Origin of the sequence: Enterococcus sp. DIV1758, assembly GCF_051711985.1 — a bacterium.
Classification (GTDB): domain Bacteria; phylum Bacillota; class Bacilli; order Lactobacillales; family Enterococcaceae; genus Enterococcus; species Enterococcus faecalis.
This window is the reverse complement of record NZ_JBIOOA010000001.1, coordinates 615,063-633,519: the sequence shown is the minus strand read 5'-3', so window position 1 is coordinate 633,519 and position 18,457 is coordinate 615,063. Positions and strand designations below refer to the sequence as shown.

The 18,457-nt window shown below is 37.6% G+C and carries 16 protein-coding genes and 3 other annotated features (1 of these 19 running past the window's edge); of the genes, 6 read left to right on the top strand and 10 right to left on the bottom strand.

Translation table 11 applies throughout. The features are described 5' to 3' along the window. Positions 1 to 106: 106 nt before the first annotated feature. From IGJ52_RS03220 to IGJ52_RS03210, 3 genes are read right to left on the bottom strand one after another with little or no spacing between them, the layout of a single operon-like run. Positions 107 to 907, bottom strand: a complete 801-nt coding sequence (locus tag IGJ52_RS03220) for a PTS system mannose/fructose/sorbose family transporter subunit IID (RefSeq protein ID WP_002383066.1) — start codon at positions 905 to 907, stop codon at positions 107 to 109. Beyond that, positions 900 to 1,691 carry a PTS mannose/fructose/sorbose/N-acetylgalactosamine transporter subunit IIC gene (locus IGJ52_RS03215; protein WP_002358771.1) on the bottom strand — a complete coding sequence of 264 codons (792 nt, stop codon included), beginning with the start codon at positions 1,689 to 1,691 and terminating at the stop codon, positions 900 to 902. The genes IGJ52_RS03220 and IGJ52_RS03215 overlap by 8 nt, the downstream gene beginning before the upstream one ends. Before the next feature lie 48 nt (positions 1,692 to 1,739). Next, complete coding sequence (locus IGJ52_RS03210; protein ID WP_438792177.1) at positions 1,740 to 2,633, bottom strand: PTS mannose/fructose/sorbose transporter subunit IIAB; 894 nt, start codon at positions 2,631 to 2,633, stop codon at positions 1,740 to 1,742. Positions 2,634 to 2,893: 260 nt separating this feature from the next. Between IGJ52_RS03210 and IGJ52_RS03205 the strand changes: the two genes are divergently transcribed. Further along, positions 2,894 to 3,601 carry a GntR family transcriptional regulator gene (locus IGJ52_RS03205; protein ID WP_002366233.1) on the top strand — a complete coding sequence of 236 codons (708 nt, stop codon included), beginning with the start codon at positions 2,894 to 2,896 and terminating at the stop codon, positions 3,599 to 3,601. 24 nt (positions 3,602 to 3,625) lie between these two features. Here the strand turns inward: IGJ52_RS03205 and IGJ52_RS03200 are convergent, their stop codons facing one another. From IGJ52_RS03200 to IGJ52_RS03175, 6 genes are all read right to left on the bottom strand, one after another. Continuing rightward, entirely contained in the window at positions 3,626 to 5,404 is a 1,779-nt protein-coding gene (locus tag IGJ52_RS03200) for a glycoside hydrolase family 35 protein (RefSeq protein WP_033591986.1), read from the bottom strand. A 12-nt stretch (positions 5,405 to 5,416) separates the two neighbouring features. Further along, a complete protein-coding gene (locus IGJ52_RS03195) occupies positions 5,417 to 6,580 on the bottom strand; it encodes a glycoside hydrolase family 88 protein (protein WP_438791896.1) in 1,164 nt (387 codons plus the stop codon). A 271-nt stretch (positions 6,581 to 6,851) separates the two neighbouring features. Next, entirely contained in the window at positions 6,852 to 7,679 is an 828-nt protein-coding gene (locus IGJ52_RS03190) for a hypothetical protein (RefSeq protein WP_002391333.1), read from the bottom strand. Between the two features lie 3 nt (positions 7,680 to 7,682). Continuing rightward, positions 7,683 to 9,422, bottom strand: coding sequence for a DUF2264 domain-containing protein (locus IGJ52_RS03185; protein WP_438791895.1), 1,740 nt, complete (start codon positions 9,420 to 9,422; stop codon positions 7,683 to 7,685). A gap of 376 nt (positions 9,423 to 9,798) precedes the next feature. Next, positions 9,799 to 10,047, bottom strand: coding sequence for a GlsB/YeaQ/YmgE family stress response membrane protein (locus IGJ52_RS03180; protein ID WP_002355684.1), 249 nt, complete (start codon positions 10,045 to 10,047; stop codon positions 9,799 to 9,801). 106 nt (positions 10,048 to 10,153) lie between these two features. Beyond that, entirely contained in the window at positions 10,154 to 11,785 is a 1,632-nt protein-coding gene (locus IGJ52_RS03175) for a peptide ABC transporter substrate-binding protein (RefSeq protein ID WP_010709260.1), read from the bottom strand. A gap of 147 nt (positions 11,786 to 11,932) precedes the next feature. Then, positions 11,933 to 12,165: a binding site (T-box leader), on the top strand. A 154-nt stretch (positions 12,166 to 12,319) separates the two neighbouring features. Continuing rightward, positions 12,320 to 12,562 (top strand) — a binding site (T-box leader). A 54-nt stretch (positions 12,563 to 12,616) separates the two neighbouring features. Between IGJ52_RS03175 and IGJ52_RS03170 the strand changes: the two genes are divergently transcribed. The 5 genes from IGJ52_RS03170 to IGJ52_RS03150 all read left to right on the top strand — a co-directional run bounded on the left by IGJ52_RS03170 (position 12,617) and on the right by IGJ52_RS03150 (position 15,694). Continuing rightward, positions 12,617 to 13,261, top strand: a complete 645-nt coding sequence (locus IGJ52_RS03170) for an amino acid ABC transporter permease (protein ID WP_002383057.1) — start codon at positions 12,617 to 12,619, stop codon at positions 13,259 to 13,261. Between the two features lie 12 nt (positions 13,262 to 13,273). Then, positions 13,274 to 13,909: an amino acid ABC transporter ATP-binding protein gene (locus tag IGJ52_RS03165; RefSeq protein WP_002355681.1), complete on the top strand. Its 636-nt coding sequence runs from the start codon at positions 13,274 to 13,276 to the stop codon at positions 13,907 to 13,909. A 10-nt stretch (positions 13,910 to 13,919) separates the two neighbouring features. After that, positions 13,920 to 14,753 (top strand): amino acid ABC transporter substrate-binding protein, encoded by an 834-nt coding sequence (locus tag IGJ52_RS03160; protein WP_002383056.1) that lies wholly within the window; start codon positions 13,920 to 13,922, stop codon positions 14,751 to 14,753. 176 nt (positions 14,754 to 14,929) lie between these two features. Next, positions 14,930 to 15,373 (top strand): hypothetical protein, encoded by a 444-nt coding sequence (locus tag IGJ52_RS03155; protein ID WP_002355676.1) that lies wholly within the window; start codon positions 14,930 to 14,932, stop codon positions 15,371 to 15,373. A 96-nt stretch (positions 15,374 to 15,469) separates the two neighbouring features. Continuing rightward, positions 15,470 to 15,694, top strand: coding sequence for a DUF3955 domain-containing protein (locus IGJ52_RS03150; RefSeq protein ID WP_002383054.1), 225 nt, complete (start codon positions 15,470 to 15,472; stop codon positions 15,692 to 15,694). Positions 15,695 to 15,749: 55 nt separating this feature from the next. Here the strand turns inward: IGJ52_RS03150 and leuS are convergent, their stop codons facing one another. Then, on the bottom strand, positions 15,750 to 18,164 hold the full coding sequence (gene leuS, locus IGJ52_RS03145) for a leucine--tRNA ligase (protein ID WP_033600732.1): 2,415 nt from the start codon (positions 18,162 to 18,164) through the stop codon (positions 15,750 to 15,752). Positions 18,165 to 18,284: 120 nt separating this feature from the next. Next, positions 18,285 to 18,457: a binding site (T-box leader), on the bottom strand; it runs 60 nt beyond the window's last position.

The following is an 18,457-nucleotide window of genomic DNA, read 5'->3' as shown; positions in this document are numbered from 1 at the left end:
CTCCTAAAAAATTATCGTAAAACGCTTACATCCGAATTAGAGAAAAAGAGTGAAGAAAAATACTTTCTACACTCTCCGACTCTCTGAAAATCACTTAATATACTTTTTACGCCAAAATACCAAAGGCACTCAAAACAATCGATAAAATTAAAATAATCCAAATCACTCGTGTGGAATTTAATTTCTTTTGACCTAACATCCAATAAGTTAAAAGAACAAGTAAGATTGGAACTAAGGAAGGTAAAATTGCATCTAACGTATCTTGAATAACTAATTCGACCCCGTTCTTTTTATAAACAAAAGGAACTGTCGCCTTGATAACTGAAGGAATTAAGGCACCAATCACAGTCACACCAAGAACAGTTGCTGCATTCGTAAAGGCAGATAACTTGTCTTTTAAGGTCGTCACTAGTTTGACCCCTTGCTTATAACCAAGTGGTAAGAGCGCGGCCCGACCAAACAATAGTGCAATATTTGCAATAATCCAAATAACACAGCCAACCACCGAACCATTTTGAGCCAGTGTCCCTGCAACAGAGCCGAAAATCGTCCCCCAAATAACGTGGAATAAAGAGTCCCCAACGCCTGCCAAAGAACCCATCAGAGCTGTTTTTAACGCAATAATTGTTTCTTTCGCTTTATAACCATCTTGCTCTTCAATCGCCACATCAATCCCCATAATTAAATTCCCAAAAATAGCATTGGTGTTAAAAAATTGATTGTGTGTGCGCATCATATCTTGAAATTGTGCTTCATCATGACCATAGAATTTTTTTAAAACAGGTAAGATGCCGTATAAATATCCTGAACTCATCATACGTTCATAGTTCCAGTTTAATTGGCTTCCTAAAATATAACGCCAGCTAATTGCATTTAATTCTTTTTTTGTCAGTTTATGCTTACTCATCGCCGTCATATCCTCCTTCAAAATCACCATTTCCTGTTGTTGCTTGTGTCGTGCTTTTTGCCCCATCACGTTTAAATACAAGCATCGCTGCTACCATCCCAACTATCGAAACACCTAACATTGGAACTTTTAAATAAGCCGCTAAGAAAAAGCCTAATAGTAAATAGGGGATATATTGCTTCGTTGGCAAGTAACGTAATAAAATCCCTACACCGACAACAGGTAATACTCCTCCAGCTGTTTTTAAGCCCGTCATTAGCCATTCTGGCATGTTATCGGTAATCGTTGTTACTACAGCATCCCCCGCTAATAACATTAATAAAATTGGAATGGCACGAGACAGTCCCCATAGAACAGAACCAGATAAAACTAAGCGTGGAATCCGTTTTACTTGCATCTTATCAATCGCTTTATCGACACTATGAAGTAAAAAGACATTACAAAAACGGGCCACTACATCTAGTTGCAACATCAACAGAGAAACAGGAACAGCTAAGCCAATACCATACTCCGCTCCTTTTCCAGAGATTACAGCGAAAGCGGTTCCTAAAACAGCCCCTGTGAAATAATCAGGTACCGATGCTCCACCAAAAGCAGCAATTCCTAAACGCATTAATTGAAGAGTGCCGCCAACCATTAAACCAGTTTTTAAATCTCCCATAATCATTCCAGAAATCATTCCAGCAATAGCTGGTTGCGTCAACGTATTTGAAATAAGTGAGTCATTAATAGCAATAAACGCATAAATAGTAATTAAAATAATTTGATACGCTGCTAAATGCATTGAAATTTCCTCCTAAATTTAAAAATATTCTTTCTTAGTCTGACAGTTTTAGCCGCGTAATTTTTTCATAAAATCAACGACTGGATCGTTTGGAACTAATTGGGCTGTCACAGTGACGCCTTTTGAAGCGATTGTTTCAAAAATTTGTTCTTCTTCTGGTAAAACTTGAATACTTTTTGTTACTTCGCGTGCTCCTTCTTTGTAACTCATATTCCCAACATTTACAGTTTTGATAGGTCCTTGCGCTTCGATAAAGCGGAGCACATCTTTCGGATTTTTAAATAATAAAAATAAACGCTGTTTACCATATTTTCCTGATTGAATATTTTTAGCGGCAGCCTCTACTCCAAGAACAGATAAACGCATTGAAGAAGGCGCTGCCATTCTCAAAGATGATTTTTGTAAAGGATCTGTAGCCGCCTCATCATTGGCTACAATTATTCGCTGTGTACTAAGACTTGTCGACCAAATTCCCGCTACTTGTCCATGAATTAACCGTTCATCGATCCGTGTGTTTACAATATTTTCTTTTCCAGCATATTGACTATAGTTACTTAATTCTTTTTCATTGCTGGCTTCTGAAATCTCTTGTTCTGCTTGATTCATTCCAGCCTTTACATCAACAATATTTTCTTGTGCTAAACAAACTAATTCTTTAATCGAAGCCTGTTGATTAACCACTGCTTCAATCACAACAGAGAGCGTCATCCCTGCAATAATTTCCACTCCGTCAACGTTCAAATAATTCTTAGTTGCCACGTTACATGGCGTTCCTCCTAGTAAATCAGCAATAATCAGTGTCGTACCGTTAAGGGCTTTCATTTTTTCATTTAGCTCTTTCTCAAATTGAAGATTGTCGCTATCTGGTCGTAATGAGACTGTATGCACGTGTTCTTGCCGACCAACGATCATTTCTAAGCTAACTTTGACGCCTTCAGCCATGCTACCATGACTAATTAGTACAATGTTTTCCACGAATTTCCCTCCCTAGATGTAGGTGACCCTACTTAACATGTTATGTTCTCTACGAACTTACTATAACACATACTAAGTTATCCGTAAACCTAATATCTTAATATATTGAATTTATTTTTTTGAATTCTTTAAATAAAAATTGTCTTTCCTCTTTTTCAAAGTGTTTGCTAAAGGCTAGTTAACATGTTATGCTTAATTCATTCGATTACTAGAATGGAGGCAATCGCATGTTACCTAAATATGAACAAATTAAACAAGACCTTTTACGTGAAATAAAAAATCATACCTTTATTCCTGGTGATAAATTTTATTCTGAAGCCGATATTAAACGAAAATATGCTGTTAGCTCTATCACAGCTGTCAAAGCACTGAATGAGCTGACCAGTGCAGGTTACTTGTATCGTATCCAAGGAAAAGGGACCTTTGTTTCGAAATCAAAAGTTTCTCAAAATGTAAAATTTTCTGATATCGAGTTGCATTCTTTAGACTCTGAAAAAGTTAAAGTCCTTTCAATTGAAGAAGAAAATCAAGCCGAAATTTTAAAGGAATTAGGCTTACCAGCTAACGCTTCTTATTATAGAATCAAGCGTGTACGCTATTCTGAAGATACACCCTTTCTCGTACATATCACACATCTTCCCAAAAAGCTTGTTAAAGAGCCGCTCTCAAAGGACCTCACAGCTTATGCAAGTGTGTATGAACGAGTCCGTAAAGATTTTTCAGTAGACCTCTTCTCGTTGGCTTCTGTAGAAACAAATGAAATTGTCTTTCCCGAAGATGCTGAGTTATTGAATTTACTTCAATTAAGTTTTCGTGAACCCGCTGTTAAACAAGTTAAACATTCCTATCTCGCAGATGGTAGTGTTGCTGAATATATTATTAGTTATAAACATTGGAAATATTTCAAAACCAAAATAGAAGTAGAAGCCGAATAAATTTCAGCTTCTACTTCTATTTTTTTAATCTATGATTACTTGATTCGTAAATTTCAAGTACTCAATTTCAATTCCCTCTGTTTCAAAAATTACTACTTCATTTTGTCCTTGCTGTAAAAATTCTTTGGGACAATACAGCGAATGAATGGGTCCTATTTCCCAATAACGACCTAGATGATGACCATTGACCACAACGAATCCTTTGCCGTAGCCTCGACAGTCAATATACGTGTCTGCTAGCTGTTCTAATTCAAATGTTACTTGATAAAACGAAGGCTGCAATGGATTTTTTCCAGCTGTGTAATCAATCTTGGCTAATTGCTCTTGTGAAAAAGTTAAGGGATAGTGTTGATAGCCTTGATGAAAATGAATGTCTTGCATCACTCCACCTCGAATTCCTTTACTTTGTGTCGGATTATTTAATTTAAAGCCATAATTAACGCGACCTAAATTTTCCACTAAGATATCTAACGCAAGTGTGTCTTTTTCAGTTTGCCCTGAAATCAGTAGCTCTTCTCCCACTGTCTCTTGATATTGGGTAGCAGCTAAATCTCCATCTACATAAATGTGTAAACGATCACTGGCCTCAACCACTTTTAGTTTATTTTCATGATGATAATTTTTTAAATCAAACGAATAAAGCAAGTAGCCATAGCCTGAGCCAGCTTCTTCCATACTTAATGGATACGCGGTGGTCTTCGGTGTCATCATTTGATCTTTTACTGCGAATAAAGATACGCTAGCAGTTACTGGAAAGCTTCCTAAATTCCCCAGTTTTTTCGTGCGTGGTTGTGCTTGCCAAACTTCTGGACAGACTTCTTTAATTGCTTTTTGAACGGCATAATATTTTTCTGTTGGTTCTCCTGCTTCTGTTAATAAAGCATCATAATCATAGCTAGTGACTTGAGGTAAATCTTTTGCACCTCGCGCCGAACACCCGTTATAAAAGCCGAAATTTGTTCCTCCATGAAACATATAGAGATTTAAAGAACCCACTGTCAGCATATCTTTTACTTCCTTCGCCAAGTCGGTACCTTCTCGCTGAATCACTGGTTCGCCCCAACGATTGAACCACCCATCCCAGTATTCCATGCACATCAACGGCCATTTTTTACCATGACGAGTCATAAATTTTTTCAAAACGGCAGCATTTTCTTTCGAATGACTACCAAAATTTCCTGTCACAAAAACATCCTCTTCAATTAACGTCCCCGCATCCAAAACCTCTTCCCAAGCGCCATCAGATGTAAAAAGAGGAACCTCAATCCCCAGTTCTTCCATTATCTGCTTGGTTTGTCGCAAGTACGCTTTCTCCATGCCATAGGACCCATATTCATTTTCAACCTGCATCATGATCACTGGTCCACCTTGTGTTATCTGCAGCGGTGCTAGTTTAGGCAATAATACTTGAAAATAGTTACGAACTTTAGTCATAAAAATAGGATCTGTCGAACGTAATCGCACACCTTTTTCTTTCAAAAGCCATGCTGGTAAGCCACCAAACTCCCATTCTGCACAAATATAAGCCGAAGGACGCAGAATAACTAGTAAATTCAGTTTTTCTGCCAAGCGGACAAATGCTTCAATGTTTTTCATTCCTTCAAAATCGTATACGCCTTCTTCTGGTTCATGAATATTCCAAGGAATGTAGGTTTCTACTGTATTAGCTCCTAAAGCTTTCAGATTATAGAGGCTATCTTCCCATTGTCTAGGTGTCATTCGAAAGTAATGAATCGCCCCGCTAATAATTTTTATTGGTTGTCCATTTAATAAAAAGTCTTCTTTAATCTCAAACGTTTGCATCATTTTTCCCCTTTACCAGTATCTTTGCCATGATGGTTTTGCTAAACGCATTAAGGCTTCCATGTAAAAATAATCGCCCCATAAATTGGGTTCATCAATCCCTTTTCCTTCTGCATGTGCGTAAACACCATGGAGTAGCAGTCCTTCATTTTCGGAATCATTTTGCGTACGATAATATTCTCCTAATTGATAAATCATTCCTTTGGCAAGCTCTTTCGCTTGAGGAAAAGCCTGTAGTTTGTCTGCTTCCAATAAACCACATGCCGCAATTGCCAGTGCCGAGCTATCTTTGTCAGATGGCATTTGGTCATTAAAATCAAAATCCCAATAGGGAATTAAATCTGCTGGCAAATGAGCTAGAAAAACCTCCACTATTTGTGGATAAATTTCTGGAAATGGTTGGGAATGGAGAAATGTTTCGTTTAGGGGAAACCCTAAAATTGCCCAACTTTGGCCTCGTGCCCAAATGGAAGTATCACTATGTCCTTGATGCGTAGCTCCATGTTTTGGTCTGCCTGTTTCTGGATCAAAATAATAGGTATGATAAGTTGTCGCATCGGATTTAATCACCGTTTTCATTAACGTATGATAGTGACGTGAGGCAATTTCCTCATAAATCCTATTTCCAGATAATTTAGTTGCTTCAAATAAAAGCGGTAAATTCATTAATGAGTCGATAATTAATCGATATTCTTTGGGATCACCATAATGACCCCACGCTTGAATGAAGGAGCCATTTTCTTGGAATCGTGCTGACAATACTTCAGCGGCAGCTAGCACTTCTTGTTTACAGCGCTCATCACCGGTAATTTTATACCCAGCACCCGCTGATAGACTATATAAAAAACCAATGTCATGGTGGTCCAAAACAAAATGCTCCTCTAATCGTTGTTGAAAGCTGTCAATATTTTCCATTGCTAGTAAACGAAATTTTTCTTGGTGAGACCACTCATATGCTAGCCAAAGCATGCCTGTCCAAAAGCCATTGGTCCAAACATCGTTAGCTTTGAGACGATATCGACCATTCGTAGCACAAGCTGAAGGAAACTGTGTTCCGAAACGCTGCATATTTTTAGCAATTTTTGAAACGCATTCATTTAATTGCGTTTGAATCCATTCATCTGTGACATTTTCTCCTAGAGAGATCAGTCTTTGTTTATTTTCTTGACTACACATCTCCACCACTCCTTAACTTATTAACATATTAACTTATTGTATTATAACGTAAAAGAAAATAAAAAGCGACCTTTCTTAATTATTTCTCTTAAAAACAAGAGCGTGGGACAAAAATCACTTTGGATTTTTGTTCCACGCTCAAAAACTGATAAACGGCGGGAACAGAACCAACTCCTTCGGAAATAAGCTGAAATTCTCCAAAAATCAAAGATCAATTTTCGGAAATTTCTTCTTATTTCTCGGAGCTAAACGGTTCTGTCCCGACCTCTTGTTATTTATTCCGACCGAATACTTCAATTTGGGTCAACGCTGGAAATGGAGAAGAGTCCAGCGCTTTTCGTAAGCATTTTAATGTCAAAGTTTGTGTTGTTTTCATTGGGAACTTTATTTCTTGAAAACAGGCGGTATTCGTTGTGGCAACTACTCGTTCCTCTCCATCTGAAAAGGCTAAAGTGACTTCCTCCCAATAGCTATCATGTGGGTAATCCGCCCGAAATAGCAAGCGGATCCAGTCCGTTTCTACAGGCCTGCCAAAGTCAATCGTTAACTGTGCCTCCTTTTGTTGGTTAATTCCCCAAGAAGCAAACGGATACGAGCCATGAGAAAGGTTACCAAACTTAGAATCAATAGCATTTTTCGCAAAGAAAACAGCATCGTCTCTCGTTTCAACGTTTGCATACGCATGAGGATAGGCTCCTGAATATTCTTTTTGGTCATGTGTATTCATAGAAAGATTTTGATAATTGTCTTTTTCAAACGTGTGCGCTTGTCGAACCATTATTTGGTGCCTTGCTGAATGAAAGGCCGTATCAACAAAAGCTTTTCGAGCAGATTCTTCTAATGGAATTTGATATTCCCAAACTTTTTCTTTCAGATAAATCAATGAAGGAGCCAAAGTTTCATCTAATTGAACCATCAAATAAGGGGTAGCCCCTGTATAAGTCACTACAATTTTATCGCCAACTTGATAAAGATACTGTTTAATTGCTAATACCGCTAACGTGTCTCCCTCCGCCATGAATGGCGCTTCTGGCTTCTCGTGATCGATTCGGCCAGTAATAATCTGATTGTCTTTATTTTTCAATTCGATTTTTATCATTTTTTATTCCTCCCTTGTCACACCACCTACTAAACAAATCAGGCGATGCGTTCCTATTGGTAGCTCTTTTTGCAAATAAGGTAAACTTGTTCTTGGGAAAAACAACGATGTATTGGGTTCAGGTTGAAGAATACCTGCGTGGTCATATCCTTCAATTGCAACTATTTGCGAACACAATTCTCCTGAATCGACTCTAGCCCACTCTTTACCCAGTTCTTTTTCTGAAAATTTTCCAAGTAACGGTAGACTGAATCCTCCTTCGCGCACTTTTAATGGAACCGATGTCACTATTTCATGTACTCTAACATGCCATTCTCCAAAAGGATAAATGGTTGTTTCAATTTCTACTTCTTGAAATGGTAGCCATTTATAATAAACTTGCTCCTCTGTTAAATAAAAATCATGAACTTTCCCTTTAACACGAAAATATTCACCATCACGAGAAACAGCCAATACGTTATCAAAAGCCCCCTCCTCATAACGCGCACCAGCTTTGGGAACGCTAAAACCAAAGCGGCTAGAATAGACAAATTTACTATATTTAGCCGCAGCATGTGCTTGATTTTCAAGCCATAGTCCTGCAGGATAGCCGAGGACATGCGTTTTCATTTTAGGATGGATTAATAACATGTTTCCCTTTTCTATCAAACGCTTTTCTTCTCGTTTTATCGCCAGCGGTTCAGCACGCCAAAACGGATGGTCTTGATCCACAGCGAGCAACAAAAATGTTTTAAAAGCCCAATACGGAGAGCCTGGTGCGTTATAACCTTCTGCAATTACTAAATTTTCGTAATGATAGCCAATGGACAACCGACCATCATAAGTGAAAATAGTCTGTTGCATCCAACAGTGTAAATGTTTTGCTAACAGCGTTTTTATTTGTCCCCAAGGTAACGCCTCTACTTCTGCAAATATCAAAGCTGCGAAAAACGCTCCTTGAGCAAATCGATACGTTTGACTACGTCCGTAAGGTAACGCTTCGCCCTCCTCATCAAAATAGTACAGATAGTCTTGCGCGAACATAACGGCTCGTTCTGTAAAACGTTTCGCACGAATAGGATCTCTTTCTCGCATAAATTTGACATAAATCAAACTATAATAATGAAAAGCAAACGAAATATAATAATCTCTTTGCGTAGTTTTACCATCCATATACCAACCATCACCTAAATACATGCGTTCAATCAACGCCAATTCTTCCTCTAGTTCCGCTTGGTTAATCACTTGTCCACATCCCTCGAGTGCCAAACGAATGAGCACTTTGAAAAACGTCCAATTATTTTTAGGAATTTTACAACCAAGTGCCTTATTTAACCAAACCATGATATTTTCTTGCTGTTTCTCAGAAAAACAGGACCAAAAATATGTCTTATGAAGCAATAAAGTTAAAGATAATGCTGCTGCTTCCACAATATATTGATCATAATCAACAATATCGCCCCAATAATCTGGGGATGACGGATCAGTTCCTGCGATTAATTTTTCCACATAAGCATCTCTTAAAACATCATCTTTACAAGCAACCCAATACGGTCCAATTCCCCATAATGGTCGAATGAGCGCTTCCATTTCAGCATGTTGCTGATCATAGACAGCACCACTGGACCCAAAATTCACGCCAGGTTTTTCTGATGTTAAAATAGCCGTTTTTAAAGGTGTCATGATTGTTTCAAAAGCTTCCAAATATGCTTCTCTGGTCAAAAAAAGATTACTTTTTAACGATTCCATGCTTTTCGCCCCCATTAGTTTAATTCAAAGAATAACAAGGGCACATATTTTTTTCAACTATCGTTTAATGAATAAAACGGCGTATTATGAGAGCAGAATTTCCCCTTTCCTAAACTTAACATATTAATTTTTTCTTTATTTTTGTTGAGCCTTGAGCTATTCACTTTATCCAACAAAACTTCCTTTATCAAAAATGAATAATAAATGAAAAATAAGCAGTCTAACGCAGGAAATTCTCATAATAAATATTTTAAAAAAAGAGTCTATGACAAAAATCCAAAGAAATTTTTGTCATAGACTTAAAATATGAGAGAAAAGACATCAAAAGTAATGGTTTGATCAACCTTCACAAGTTTTATGATGCTTTTCAAGATATCATTTTGATACAATTTTACGCCTTGCGGTTTACAATAAAAGAGTAAATAGCGATACAGATAATCGCTCCTAGCAACGCTGAGATAATTGGAAAACCGCCGATGACTGGTCCTAAAGAAGGCAACAAGAGTGATGCTACCCAACTTCCTAAAAAGCCCACGATAATATTTCCAATAATGCCACCTGGCACGTCTTTTCCTAAAATTGCGCCAGCAATTGCGCCAATAATTCCTCCGACAATTAATGCCCATAGAAAGCTAAACATTTGAAAAACCTACCTTTCATAGTTGATTTTTTTAGTTAATTTTCCTACTTTAAGGATAAAACAGAAAGCAGACTTTTTCAAAAGATAGGACTTTTCAGAAGTCAATTTATTCTTCTACATAAGCTAAACGATAGGATACTGTACGACCAAAAGAAAATACTTGCAAGCCTTGTAAGCGATCTGATTTCAAGTAACCAATGGCTCCTTGGAATAAGGGTAAAACACCGGCATCTTTTTCAATTAATGTTTTTTCTAAACTTAGTAATTCATTCCAGCGTTTTTCAGGTTCATTGGCGTAATCTTTTCTAACTTTTTGGAGACCCGCATCATACGCTGAATCGTTATAACCAGAAGTATTTAAGCCACTTTTTGAGTCATAAAATTCTAAAAAATTAATGGGATCAGCATAGTCAGGTGTCCATGTTCCAAAGGCTAAATCGTAATTACCTGCTGTTTGTAAATCCAAACGATTTTGCAAAGGCAATGATTTTAATTTGATTGTTAAACCTGGTAAATTTTGTTGCAATTGCCCTTGAACAAATTCAATGGTTTTCTTGGCAATCGCTGAGTCCGCTGAGATTAGTTCCAATTCAATTTTATCTTTGCCCAACTCTTCTTTCGCTTTGTTCCAGTTAGCTTGGGCTTCTTTAATATTATATGGCAATAAATCACCATTTTCTTTGCGGAAATCTTCACCTGTATCTGGATTTTTTGCAAAATTAGCTGGTACAAAACCATTTAAAGCTGTCGAGCCATCTCCTAAAATTTCTTTTGCAAAAGTTTCTTTGTCAATCGCTTGTAAAAAAGCTTTTCGAACATGTTCGTTGCCGGTAATTTCACGGCGATGATTTGGGCTTAAATAACCCACCATGGCTTTAGGCACAAAATGCGCTTGTTTTGACTCTTTATACTGAAGTGCATAAGTATCTGCTAAAACAGTGTAATCTAAATCGCCATTATCAAAAAGATTGGCTCCTGTGCCAATTTCTTTCACTACTTGAACATCAATTTCATTCAATTTTACGTGTTCTTTATCCCAATAATGATCATTCTTCTTCAATTTCCAAGTTTCGGAATTGCCATCCCAGCCTGAAATTACAAACGGTCCATTGCCAACAAAATTATCTGCAGAAGTCCCATAGGCAGTACCTTTTTCTTTGGCAAAGGCTTCATTTTTAGGCATAAAAGGTGTTCCAACTAAGACTTGGGCTAAATAAGGAATTGGATTTTCCAATGTTAGTTCTAGTGTCTGGTCATCGATTGCTTTGACACCAAATTCTTCCATCGTGGCTTGTCCTTCCCGCACCGCACGCCCATTTTTAAAAATATCCATTTGATTACTGCTACTTGAACCATACGCTGGATCGACCACGTTTCTAAACGCAACTACAAAATCCCCTGCTTTAACTGGATCCCCGTTTGTCCATTTTGCCTCTCGTAACTTGAATGTATAGACTAACCCGTCTTCACTAACTTGTGGCTCTGCTTTCGCCATAGCTAGCTCAGGATCTCCGTTTTTATCTTGTCGATACAAGCCTTCAACTACTTGACCAATCATATCGGAACTATAGACATCTGTATAATGAGCGCTGTCTAATGTCGAGAGTTCACCACCAGATGCGACGTTAATTTTCTGTGTAGCTGGTTCATTCGAGGTCGTTTTCGAACCGCCACTTCCACATGCTGCTAAAACCAAGCCCAGTGCAACAAGTCCGATTAACCACTTTTTCTGTTTCATACCAAAACTCCTCCTTCTGTTCAAACAACTTACTTACATTTTACATGATTTTCCATACATTTGTCCTTTTTCAGCACTTACTTTTTGAAAGAAAAATATTTTTTTAAGAATAAGAGTTGACAGATATTTTTTCTGGTGGTACAGTATTGAAAAACAGAGAACAGAAGAGTAACTGTTTCCTTTAGTGAAGAGAGTCTTTGGTTGGTGGAAAAAGACGTAAAGAAACAGCGAACCACATCTGGGAGTTGACTTTTTGAACCCTTAGTAGGAAAGTCCGGGACCACTCGTTAACAGGCGAAGTTATGAACTTCATAAGGTTCGTGTTGCGAAACACGAATAAACTAAGGTGGAACCACGATAATTGATTATTCGTCCTTTGGCTAGTCAGCCAAAGGACTTTTTTGTTTTTTAGATGCGCTTTTCAACCTGAGAGAGTGCCTCAACTGCTCAAGTCTGTTGTCCTCTTTTCCATATCCTTAATGGGATAAGCTAGAAAAGCAACAGGTTTTCTGTTCCGTTCGAACAATTTCATACTTACAATCAAGGCTTAGGACATAGTAATTTAGCTCTTCCTTTACAGAGACTTTTTCATTGGCTGAAAGAAAAAGATGGATTCTTCTTTACTCACACCTAAAAGATGTTTTTCTGAATCCTTTAGTAAGAAAAACCGGTGACTCTATCGTTAACAAAGAGTAGTTGTCAACGCAACTACATAAGGCTTATCTTGTGAAAGATAAGTAAATTGAGGTGGCACCACGAATGCGATTCGTCCTCTTGGCTCACAGCCAAGAGGCTTTTTTGTTTTTTAATAAAAATTGTTGGAGGAAAAAAATGATGGATTATATTTTAGAAATTTTACCTGCTTTAGTTAGCGGAGCTGGCATGACACTGAAAGTCTTTTTCTTTACGCTCCTTGGCTCGATTCCACTGGGGATTATCATTGCCTTTATTTTACAAAGTTCGTTTAAACCTTTACGTTACTTAATTAACCTCTACATTTGGTTAATGCGCGGCACTCCGCTATTGTTACAATTAATTTTTGTTTTTTACGGCTTACCATTAATTGGTATTGTCTTTGAACGTTACGATGCGGCCTTATTCGCATTTATTTTAAATTATGCTGCGTACTTTGCTGAAATTTTCCGCGGGGGGATTCAAGCAATTCCCCAAGGTCAATATGAAGCTGCTAAGGTTTTACGTTTAACACGTTTTCAAACAGTCACCCGGATTATTTTGCCACAAGTTGTTAAAATCGTGCTGCCTTCCGTAGGAAATGAAATTATCAATTTGGTCAAGGATACTTCTCTTATTTATGTTCTTGGCTTAGGCGATCTTTTACGTGCTGGTAAAATTGCGATGAGCCGTGATGTTACATTAGTACCATTAGCTTTAGTGGGAGTGATTTATTTACTCTTTACGGCAATTTTGACTGTTGCTTCTAAGAAAATTGAAAAATTCTATCAATATTATAAATAGGAGGACTCTACCATGTTAACTATTAAAAATTTAACCAAACATTTTGATAACCGGACCATCATTGATCACTTAAATTTAGAAATTCCAGAGGGTAAAATTTTAACGATTGTTGGTCCTTCAGGCGGCGGAAAAACCACTTTACTTCGTTGTTTAGCTGGTTTAGAAACCATTGATTCTGGTGAGCTTTTGTTGGATGGTGTTCCTTTCAATCCTGCTGAAATGGACAATGCCGATCAAGTGGTTGGGGTCGTTTTCCAGGATTTCCAACTTTTCCCTCACTTATCAGTTTTAGAAAACATTACCTTAGCACCTACATTAGTACTAAAAGAAGAAAAAGCAAAAAGTCAGCAAGAAGCTTTAGAATTACTGGAAAAATTGGGCTTGGCTGGTAAAGAAAAACTCTATCCGTACCAACTTTCCGGTGGACAAAAACAACGAGTTGCACTTGCTCGTGCCTTAGCAATGAAGCCAAAAGTTCTTGGGTACGATGAACCAACGAGCGCGCTAGATCCAGCTTTACGCCAACAAGTGGAAGAAGTTATTTTAGATTTACGGAAACAAGGCATGACACAGATTGTCGTGACCCACGATATGGCTTTCGCTGAAAAAATTGCAGACAATCTTTTGACGGTTGCCCCCGTCCAATAGAAAGGAGTTTATGATGAAAAAGAAATATTCTTTAGCCTTGCTGGTTATCTGTTGTAGTTTACTCCTATTTGCAGGTTGTGGTAAAAGAAAAAGCAACGAAGATCAATGGACACGGATTAACGAAGAAAAACGGATTATTATTGGCTTAGATGACTCCTTTGTGCCCATGGGTTTTCAAGATAAATCAGGCAACATTGTCGGCTTTGATGTCGACTTAGCCAAAGCGGTTTTTAAACTTTATGGCATTTCCGTTGACTTCCAACCGATTGATTGGTCTATGAAAGAAACAGAATTACAAAATCAAACCATTGATCTTATTTGGAACGGCTACACTAAAACGAGCGAGCGGGCTGAAAAAGTTCAATTCACACAACCCTACATGACGAACGACCAAGTACTTGTTTCTTTAAAAGAAAAAAACATTGCAACAGCGAGCGACATGCAAGGCAAAATTTTAGGGGTTCAAAATGGCTCTTCTGGCTATGATGGCTTCGAAAGTCAGCCTGACGTTTTGAAAAAATTTGTTAAAGACCAAACACCTATTTTATATGACGGGTTTAATGAAGCTTTCTTAGATTTAAAATCTGGCCGAATTGATGGGCTCCTAATTGATCGCGTCTACGCCAACTACTATCTTTCCCACGAAGATAATTTAAAAAACTATACTATTTCTCATGTCGGCTATGACAATGAAGATTTTGCTGTGGGCGTCCGCAAATCAGACAATCAATTAGTCAAAAAAATCAATACTGCCTTTGAAACGTTACGAAAAGATGGCACCCTTAGTAAAATTTCTCAAAAATGGTTTGGAGAGGACGTTACAAATAACACAAAAATAAACTAAATAACGAATAAAAAGGTGTACTGCTGACTTAGTACACCTTTTTATTTGAATCAAATTCTTAGCAAATTCTAACTTATGAAGAACTTTTATTTTTGCTACACTAGTAAAAGTCGAGAGAATTTGTCCTTTTTCTGCCTAGAACAATCATTACTCTCAATAAATGAAAGGAGAAAAAAATGCCTACTAATAAAAAAGAAGGAATGCTTTTTACTACGTTAATGTGCTTTCTGATGGTTTTCGGAATGAGCACCTATAATTTATTATTGCATGGAGAATTTTCATTGTACGCCTTATCAAAAGGTTTGCTTCCTGGATTTATCGTTGCTTTTATTTTAGACGTTTTCATCGTTGGTGTCTTAGCTAAGAAAATCGCTTTTTCTTTACCCTTTAATAAAGAAAAACGGCTATTACTTATTCTGACCATTTCGAGTCTCATGATTATCGGCATGGTGACTTGTATGTCTTTATTTGGCTTATTAATGGAAGGCCAGACGTTGTCACTAAGTGCGTATTTCCAAGCTTGGGGCCTGAACTTTATTGTTGCGCTTCCTTATCAATTGCTGATTGTCGGTCCCTTTTCACGTATGATCTTAACCAATTACCAACAACGACAAACTTAGAAAATAGATTTCTTATCTAAGTTTTAACAGTTGCCTAAAAAAAAGTTAACCTTTTTGATTTATCTTAGTGATAGTTCATTAAAGGAGGAACTGAAGTTGAAAAAATATCGTATTAGCTTATTTCTTGGCTTGATTAGTCTTTTATTATTTATGATCTCTATTTTAGTTGGATCAACATTATCTAGCGATGGACTTTTAAAAGAACCCGCCTTTTTCTGTACGCCGCTCGGTTACTTTTTTCTCTTCATCGCCTTGCTTTCAGTTATAACAATCACATGTAAAGAACATATGAATCAAAAAGGTAAAACAAAACAACCTTAAAAAGAGCCGGACGTTTTGATACGTCCGGCTCTTTTTTTAATAAAAACATGTAAACTTAATTTGCAACAATATTTACTAATTTATCTGGAACAGCAATCACTTTGCGCACTGTTTTTCCTTCAATAAATTCTTTAACAGCTTCATGGTTCATTGCAATTTGTTCTAATTCTTCTTTACTTAACCCACGAGCGACATTTTGTTTGCCACGTAATTTTCCGTTCACTTGGAAAACTACTTCCACTTCATCTTCTACTAAGGCCGCTTCATCATAGGTTGGCCAAGGGACATAAGTTAAACTTTCCTCGTTACCTAAAATTTGCCATAGTTCTTCACCAATATGTGGCGCGATTGGTGCAAGTAATTGGACAAATCCTTCCACATATTCATAAGGTAAGGCATCCACTTTATTGGCTTCATTCACAAAAACCATTAATTGAGAAATCGCTGTATTAAAGTGCAAGTTTGCCATATCTTCTGTCACTTTTTTAACCGTTTGATGATAAATTTTCGTTAAACGGCCATCATTAATTGTGGTAATTCGGTCACGCATTTTGCCTTCTTCATCAACAATCAGACGCCAAACGCGATCTAAGAATTTACGACTTCCTTCTAATCCATTTTCATTCCAAGCAATGGAAGCATCTAATGGGCCCATGAACATTTCATAAAGACGTAACGTATCCGCACCATATTTAGCCACCACATCATCGGGATTTACAACATTGCCACGTGATTTAGACATTTTTTCGTTGTTTTCTCCTAAAATCATACCTTGGTTGTATAATTTTTGGAAAGGTTCTTTGGTAGGAACCACGCCAATATCATATAAGAATTTATGCCAAAAACGAGCATAAAGTAAATGCAGCACCGCATGTTCGGCACCACCAATATAGATATCAACTGGTAACCAACGTTTTAATTTTTCAAAATCAGCAATTTCATTTTTATTATGAGGATCAATGAATCGTAAGTAATACCAAGAGCTTCCAGCCCATTGTGGCATAGTATTCGTTTCACGTTTTCCCTTCATGCCAGTTTCAGGGTCGACGACATTGACCCATTCATCAATATTTGCTAATGGCGATTCCCCAGTTCCACTTGGGCGAATATCCGATGTTACTGGTAAACGTAGAGGTAACTCAGATTCAGGAACCGTTGTGGTTGTTCCATCTTCCCAATGGATCACAGGAATTGGTTCACCCCAGTAGCGTTGACGAGAGAATAACCAGTCACGTAAACGATAGGATACTTCTTTTTTCCCTACGTGATTTTCTTCTAGCCACTCATTCATTTTAGCGATGGCTTCTGCTTTGTTTAATCCATTTAAGAAATCAGAATTGATATGCGGTCCATCCCCTGTATAGGCTTCTGTTGTAATGTCGCCACCTGCGATTACTGGTAGGATATCAATGCCAAATGTTTTCGCAAATTCGTAATCCCGTTCATCATGCGCTGGGACCGCCATGATTGCGCCTGTACCATAGCTTGCTAAAACATAATCGCCAATCCAAATTGGAATTTCTTGGCCATTGACTGGATTTATCGCATACGCACCTGTGAAAACACCTGTTTTTTCTTTTGCTAAATCCGTTCTATTTAAATCAGATTTTTTTGAGGTTTCTTCAATATATGCTTCTACAGCTGCTGTTTGTTCAGGTGTCGTAATTTTTTTCACTAGTTCTAGTTCAGGAGCTAGAACAGTATAGGTTGCACCAAACAAGGTATCAGGACGGGTTGTAAACACCGTGAAACTTTCTTCTGTGCTAGCGACTTTAAAGGTCACATTGGCTCCTTCAGAACGTCCAATCCAATTTCGTTGCATATCTTTAATACTTTCTGGCCAATCAACAAGCTCTAAATCTTCTAATAAGCGATCTGCATAAGCAGTAATTTTCAACATCCATTGACGCATTGGTCGGCGAACCACATCATAACCGCCACGTTCACTTTTTCCATCAATGACTTCTTCATTTGAAATAACAGTTCCTAGTTCAGGTACCCAGTTAACCGCAACTTCTGCTTCATAAGCTAACCCTTTTTCATATAATTTTGTAAATATCCATTGTGTCCATTTGTAATATTCAGGATCAGTGGTATTAATTTCACGATTCCAATCATAGCTGAATCCTAGTGAATTAATTTGGCGACGGAATGTTTCGATATTTTTCTTAGTAAATTCAGCTGGGTCATTTCCTGTATCTAACGCATATTGCTCTGCTGGCAAACCAAACGCATCCCAGCCCATTGGATGCAAAACATTATAACCTTGCGCACGTTTCATACGTGAAAGAATATCGGTTGCTGTATAGCCTTCCGGGTGACCTACGTGTAAGCCTTGTCCAGATGGATAGGGAAACATATCTAGTGCATAAAATTTTTCTTTATTTGGGTCATCCAATGTATTGAAACAATTGTTCTTAGCCCAATATTTTTGCCATTTCTTCTCAATCTCTTTGTGATTGTAGCTCATGTTATTCCTCCTAGTAATATAAAATTTTTCATTCTTAAAATTTTCCACCTGCAGCCATTTTCACTATTCTGACTTAAACTAGCCACTTAGTGATAAAAAAAAGTCCTATAGGAAAAATTCCTATAGGACGTGAACATACAAATGCAACGTGGTACCACCTAAATTCGTCAAAGAAACGGTCAGTCACCGTCACCTTAACCTCAAACGTCTTAACGATCGTCACCGACTTTTCCTACTTGGTTTGTTCAAAAAAGTAACTTAAAGGCGAGTTCAAAAGCTTCTGTACGTATTTC

Coding starts and splice junctions, on each gene's coding strand:
- IGJ52_RS03220 (WP_002383066.1), bottom strand. CDS start 907: ATGAGTAAGCATAAACTGACAAAAAAAGAATTAAATGCAATTAGCTGG.
- IGJ52_RS03215 (WP_002358771.1), bottom strand. CDS start 1,691: ATGCATTTAGCAGCGTATCAAATTATTTTAATTACTATTTATGCGTTT.
- IGJ52_RS03210 (WP_438792177.1), bottom strand. CDS start 2,633: ATGGCTGAAGGCGTCAAAGTTAGCTTAGAAATGATCGTTGGTCGGCAA.
- IGJ52_RS03205 (WP_002366233.1), top strand. CDS start 2,894: ATGTTACCTAAATATGAACAAATTAAACAAGACCTTTTACGTGAAATA.
- IGJ52_RS03200 (WP_033591986.1), bottom strand. CDS start 5,404: ATGCAAACGTTTGAGATTAAAGAAGACTTTTTATTAAATGGACAACCA.
- IGJ52_RS03195 (WP_438791896.1), bottom strand. CDS start 6,580: ATGTGTAGTCAAGAAAATAAACAAAGACTGATCTCTCTAGGAGAAAAT.
- IGJ52_RS03190 (WP_002391333.1), bottom strand. CDS start 7,679: ATGATAAAAATCGAATTGAAAAATAAAGACAATCAGATTATTACTGGC.
- IGJ52_RS03185 (WP_438791895.1), bottom strand. CDS start 9,422: ATGGGGGCGAAAAGCATGGAATCGTTAAAAAGTAATCTTTTTTTGACC.
- IGJ52_RS03180 (WP_002355684.1), bottom strand. CDS start 10,047: ATGTTTAGCTTTCTATGGGCATTAATTGTCGGAGGAATTATTGGCGCA.
- IGJ52_RS03175 (WP_010709260.1), bottom strand. CDS start 11,785: ATGAAACAGAAAAAGTGGTTAATCGGACTTGTTGCACTGGGCTTGGTT.
- IGJ52_RS03170 (WP_002383057.1), top strand. CDS start 12,617: ATGATGGATTATATTTTAGAAATTTTACCTGCTTTAGTTAGCGGAGCT.
- IGJ52_RS03165 (WP_002355681.1), top strand. CDS start 13,274: ATGTTAACTATTAAAAATTTAACCAAACATTTTGATAACCGGACCATC.
- IGJ52_RS03160 (WP_002383056.1), top strand. CDS start 13,920: ATGATGAAAAAGAAATATTCTTTAGCCTTGCTGGTTATCTGTTGTAGT.
- IGJ52_RS03155 (WP_002355676.1), top strand. CDS start 14,930: ATGCCTACTAATAAAAAAGAAGGAATGCTTTTTACTACGTTAATGTGC.
- leuS (WP_033600732.1), bottom strand. CDS start 18,164: ATGAGCTACAATCACAAAGAGATTGAGAAGAAATGGCAAAAATATTGG.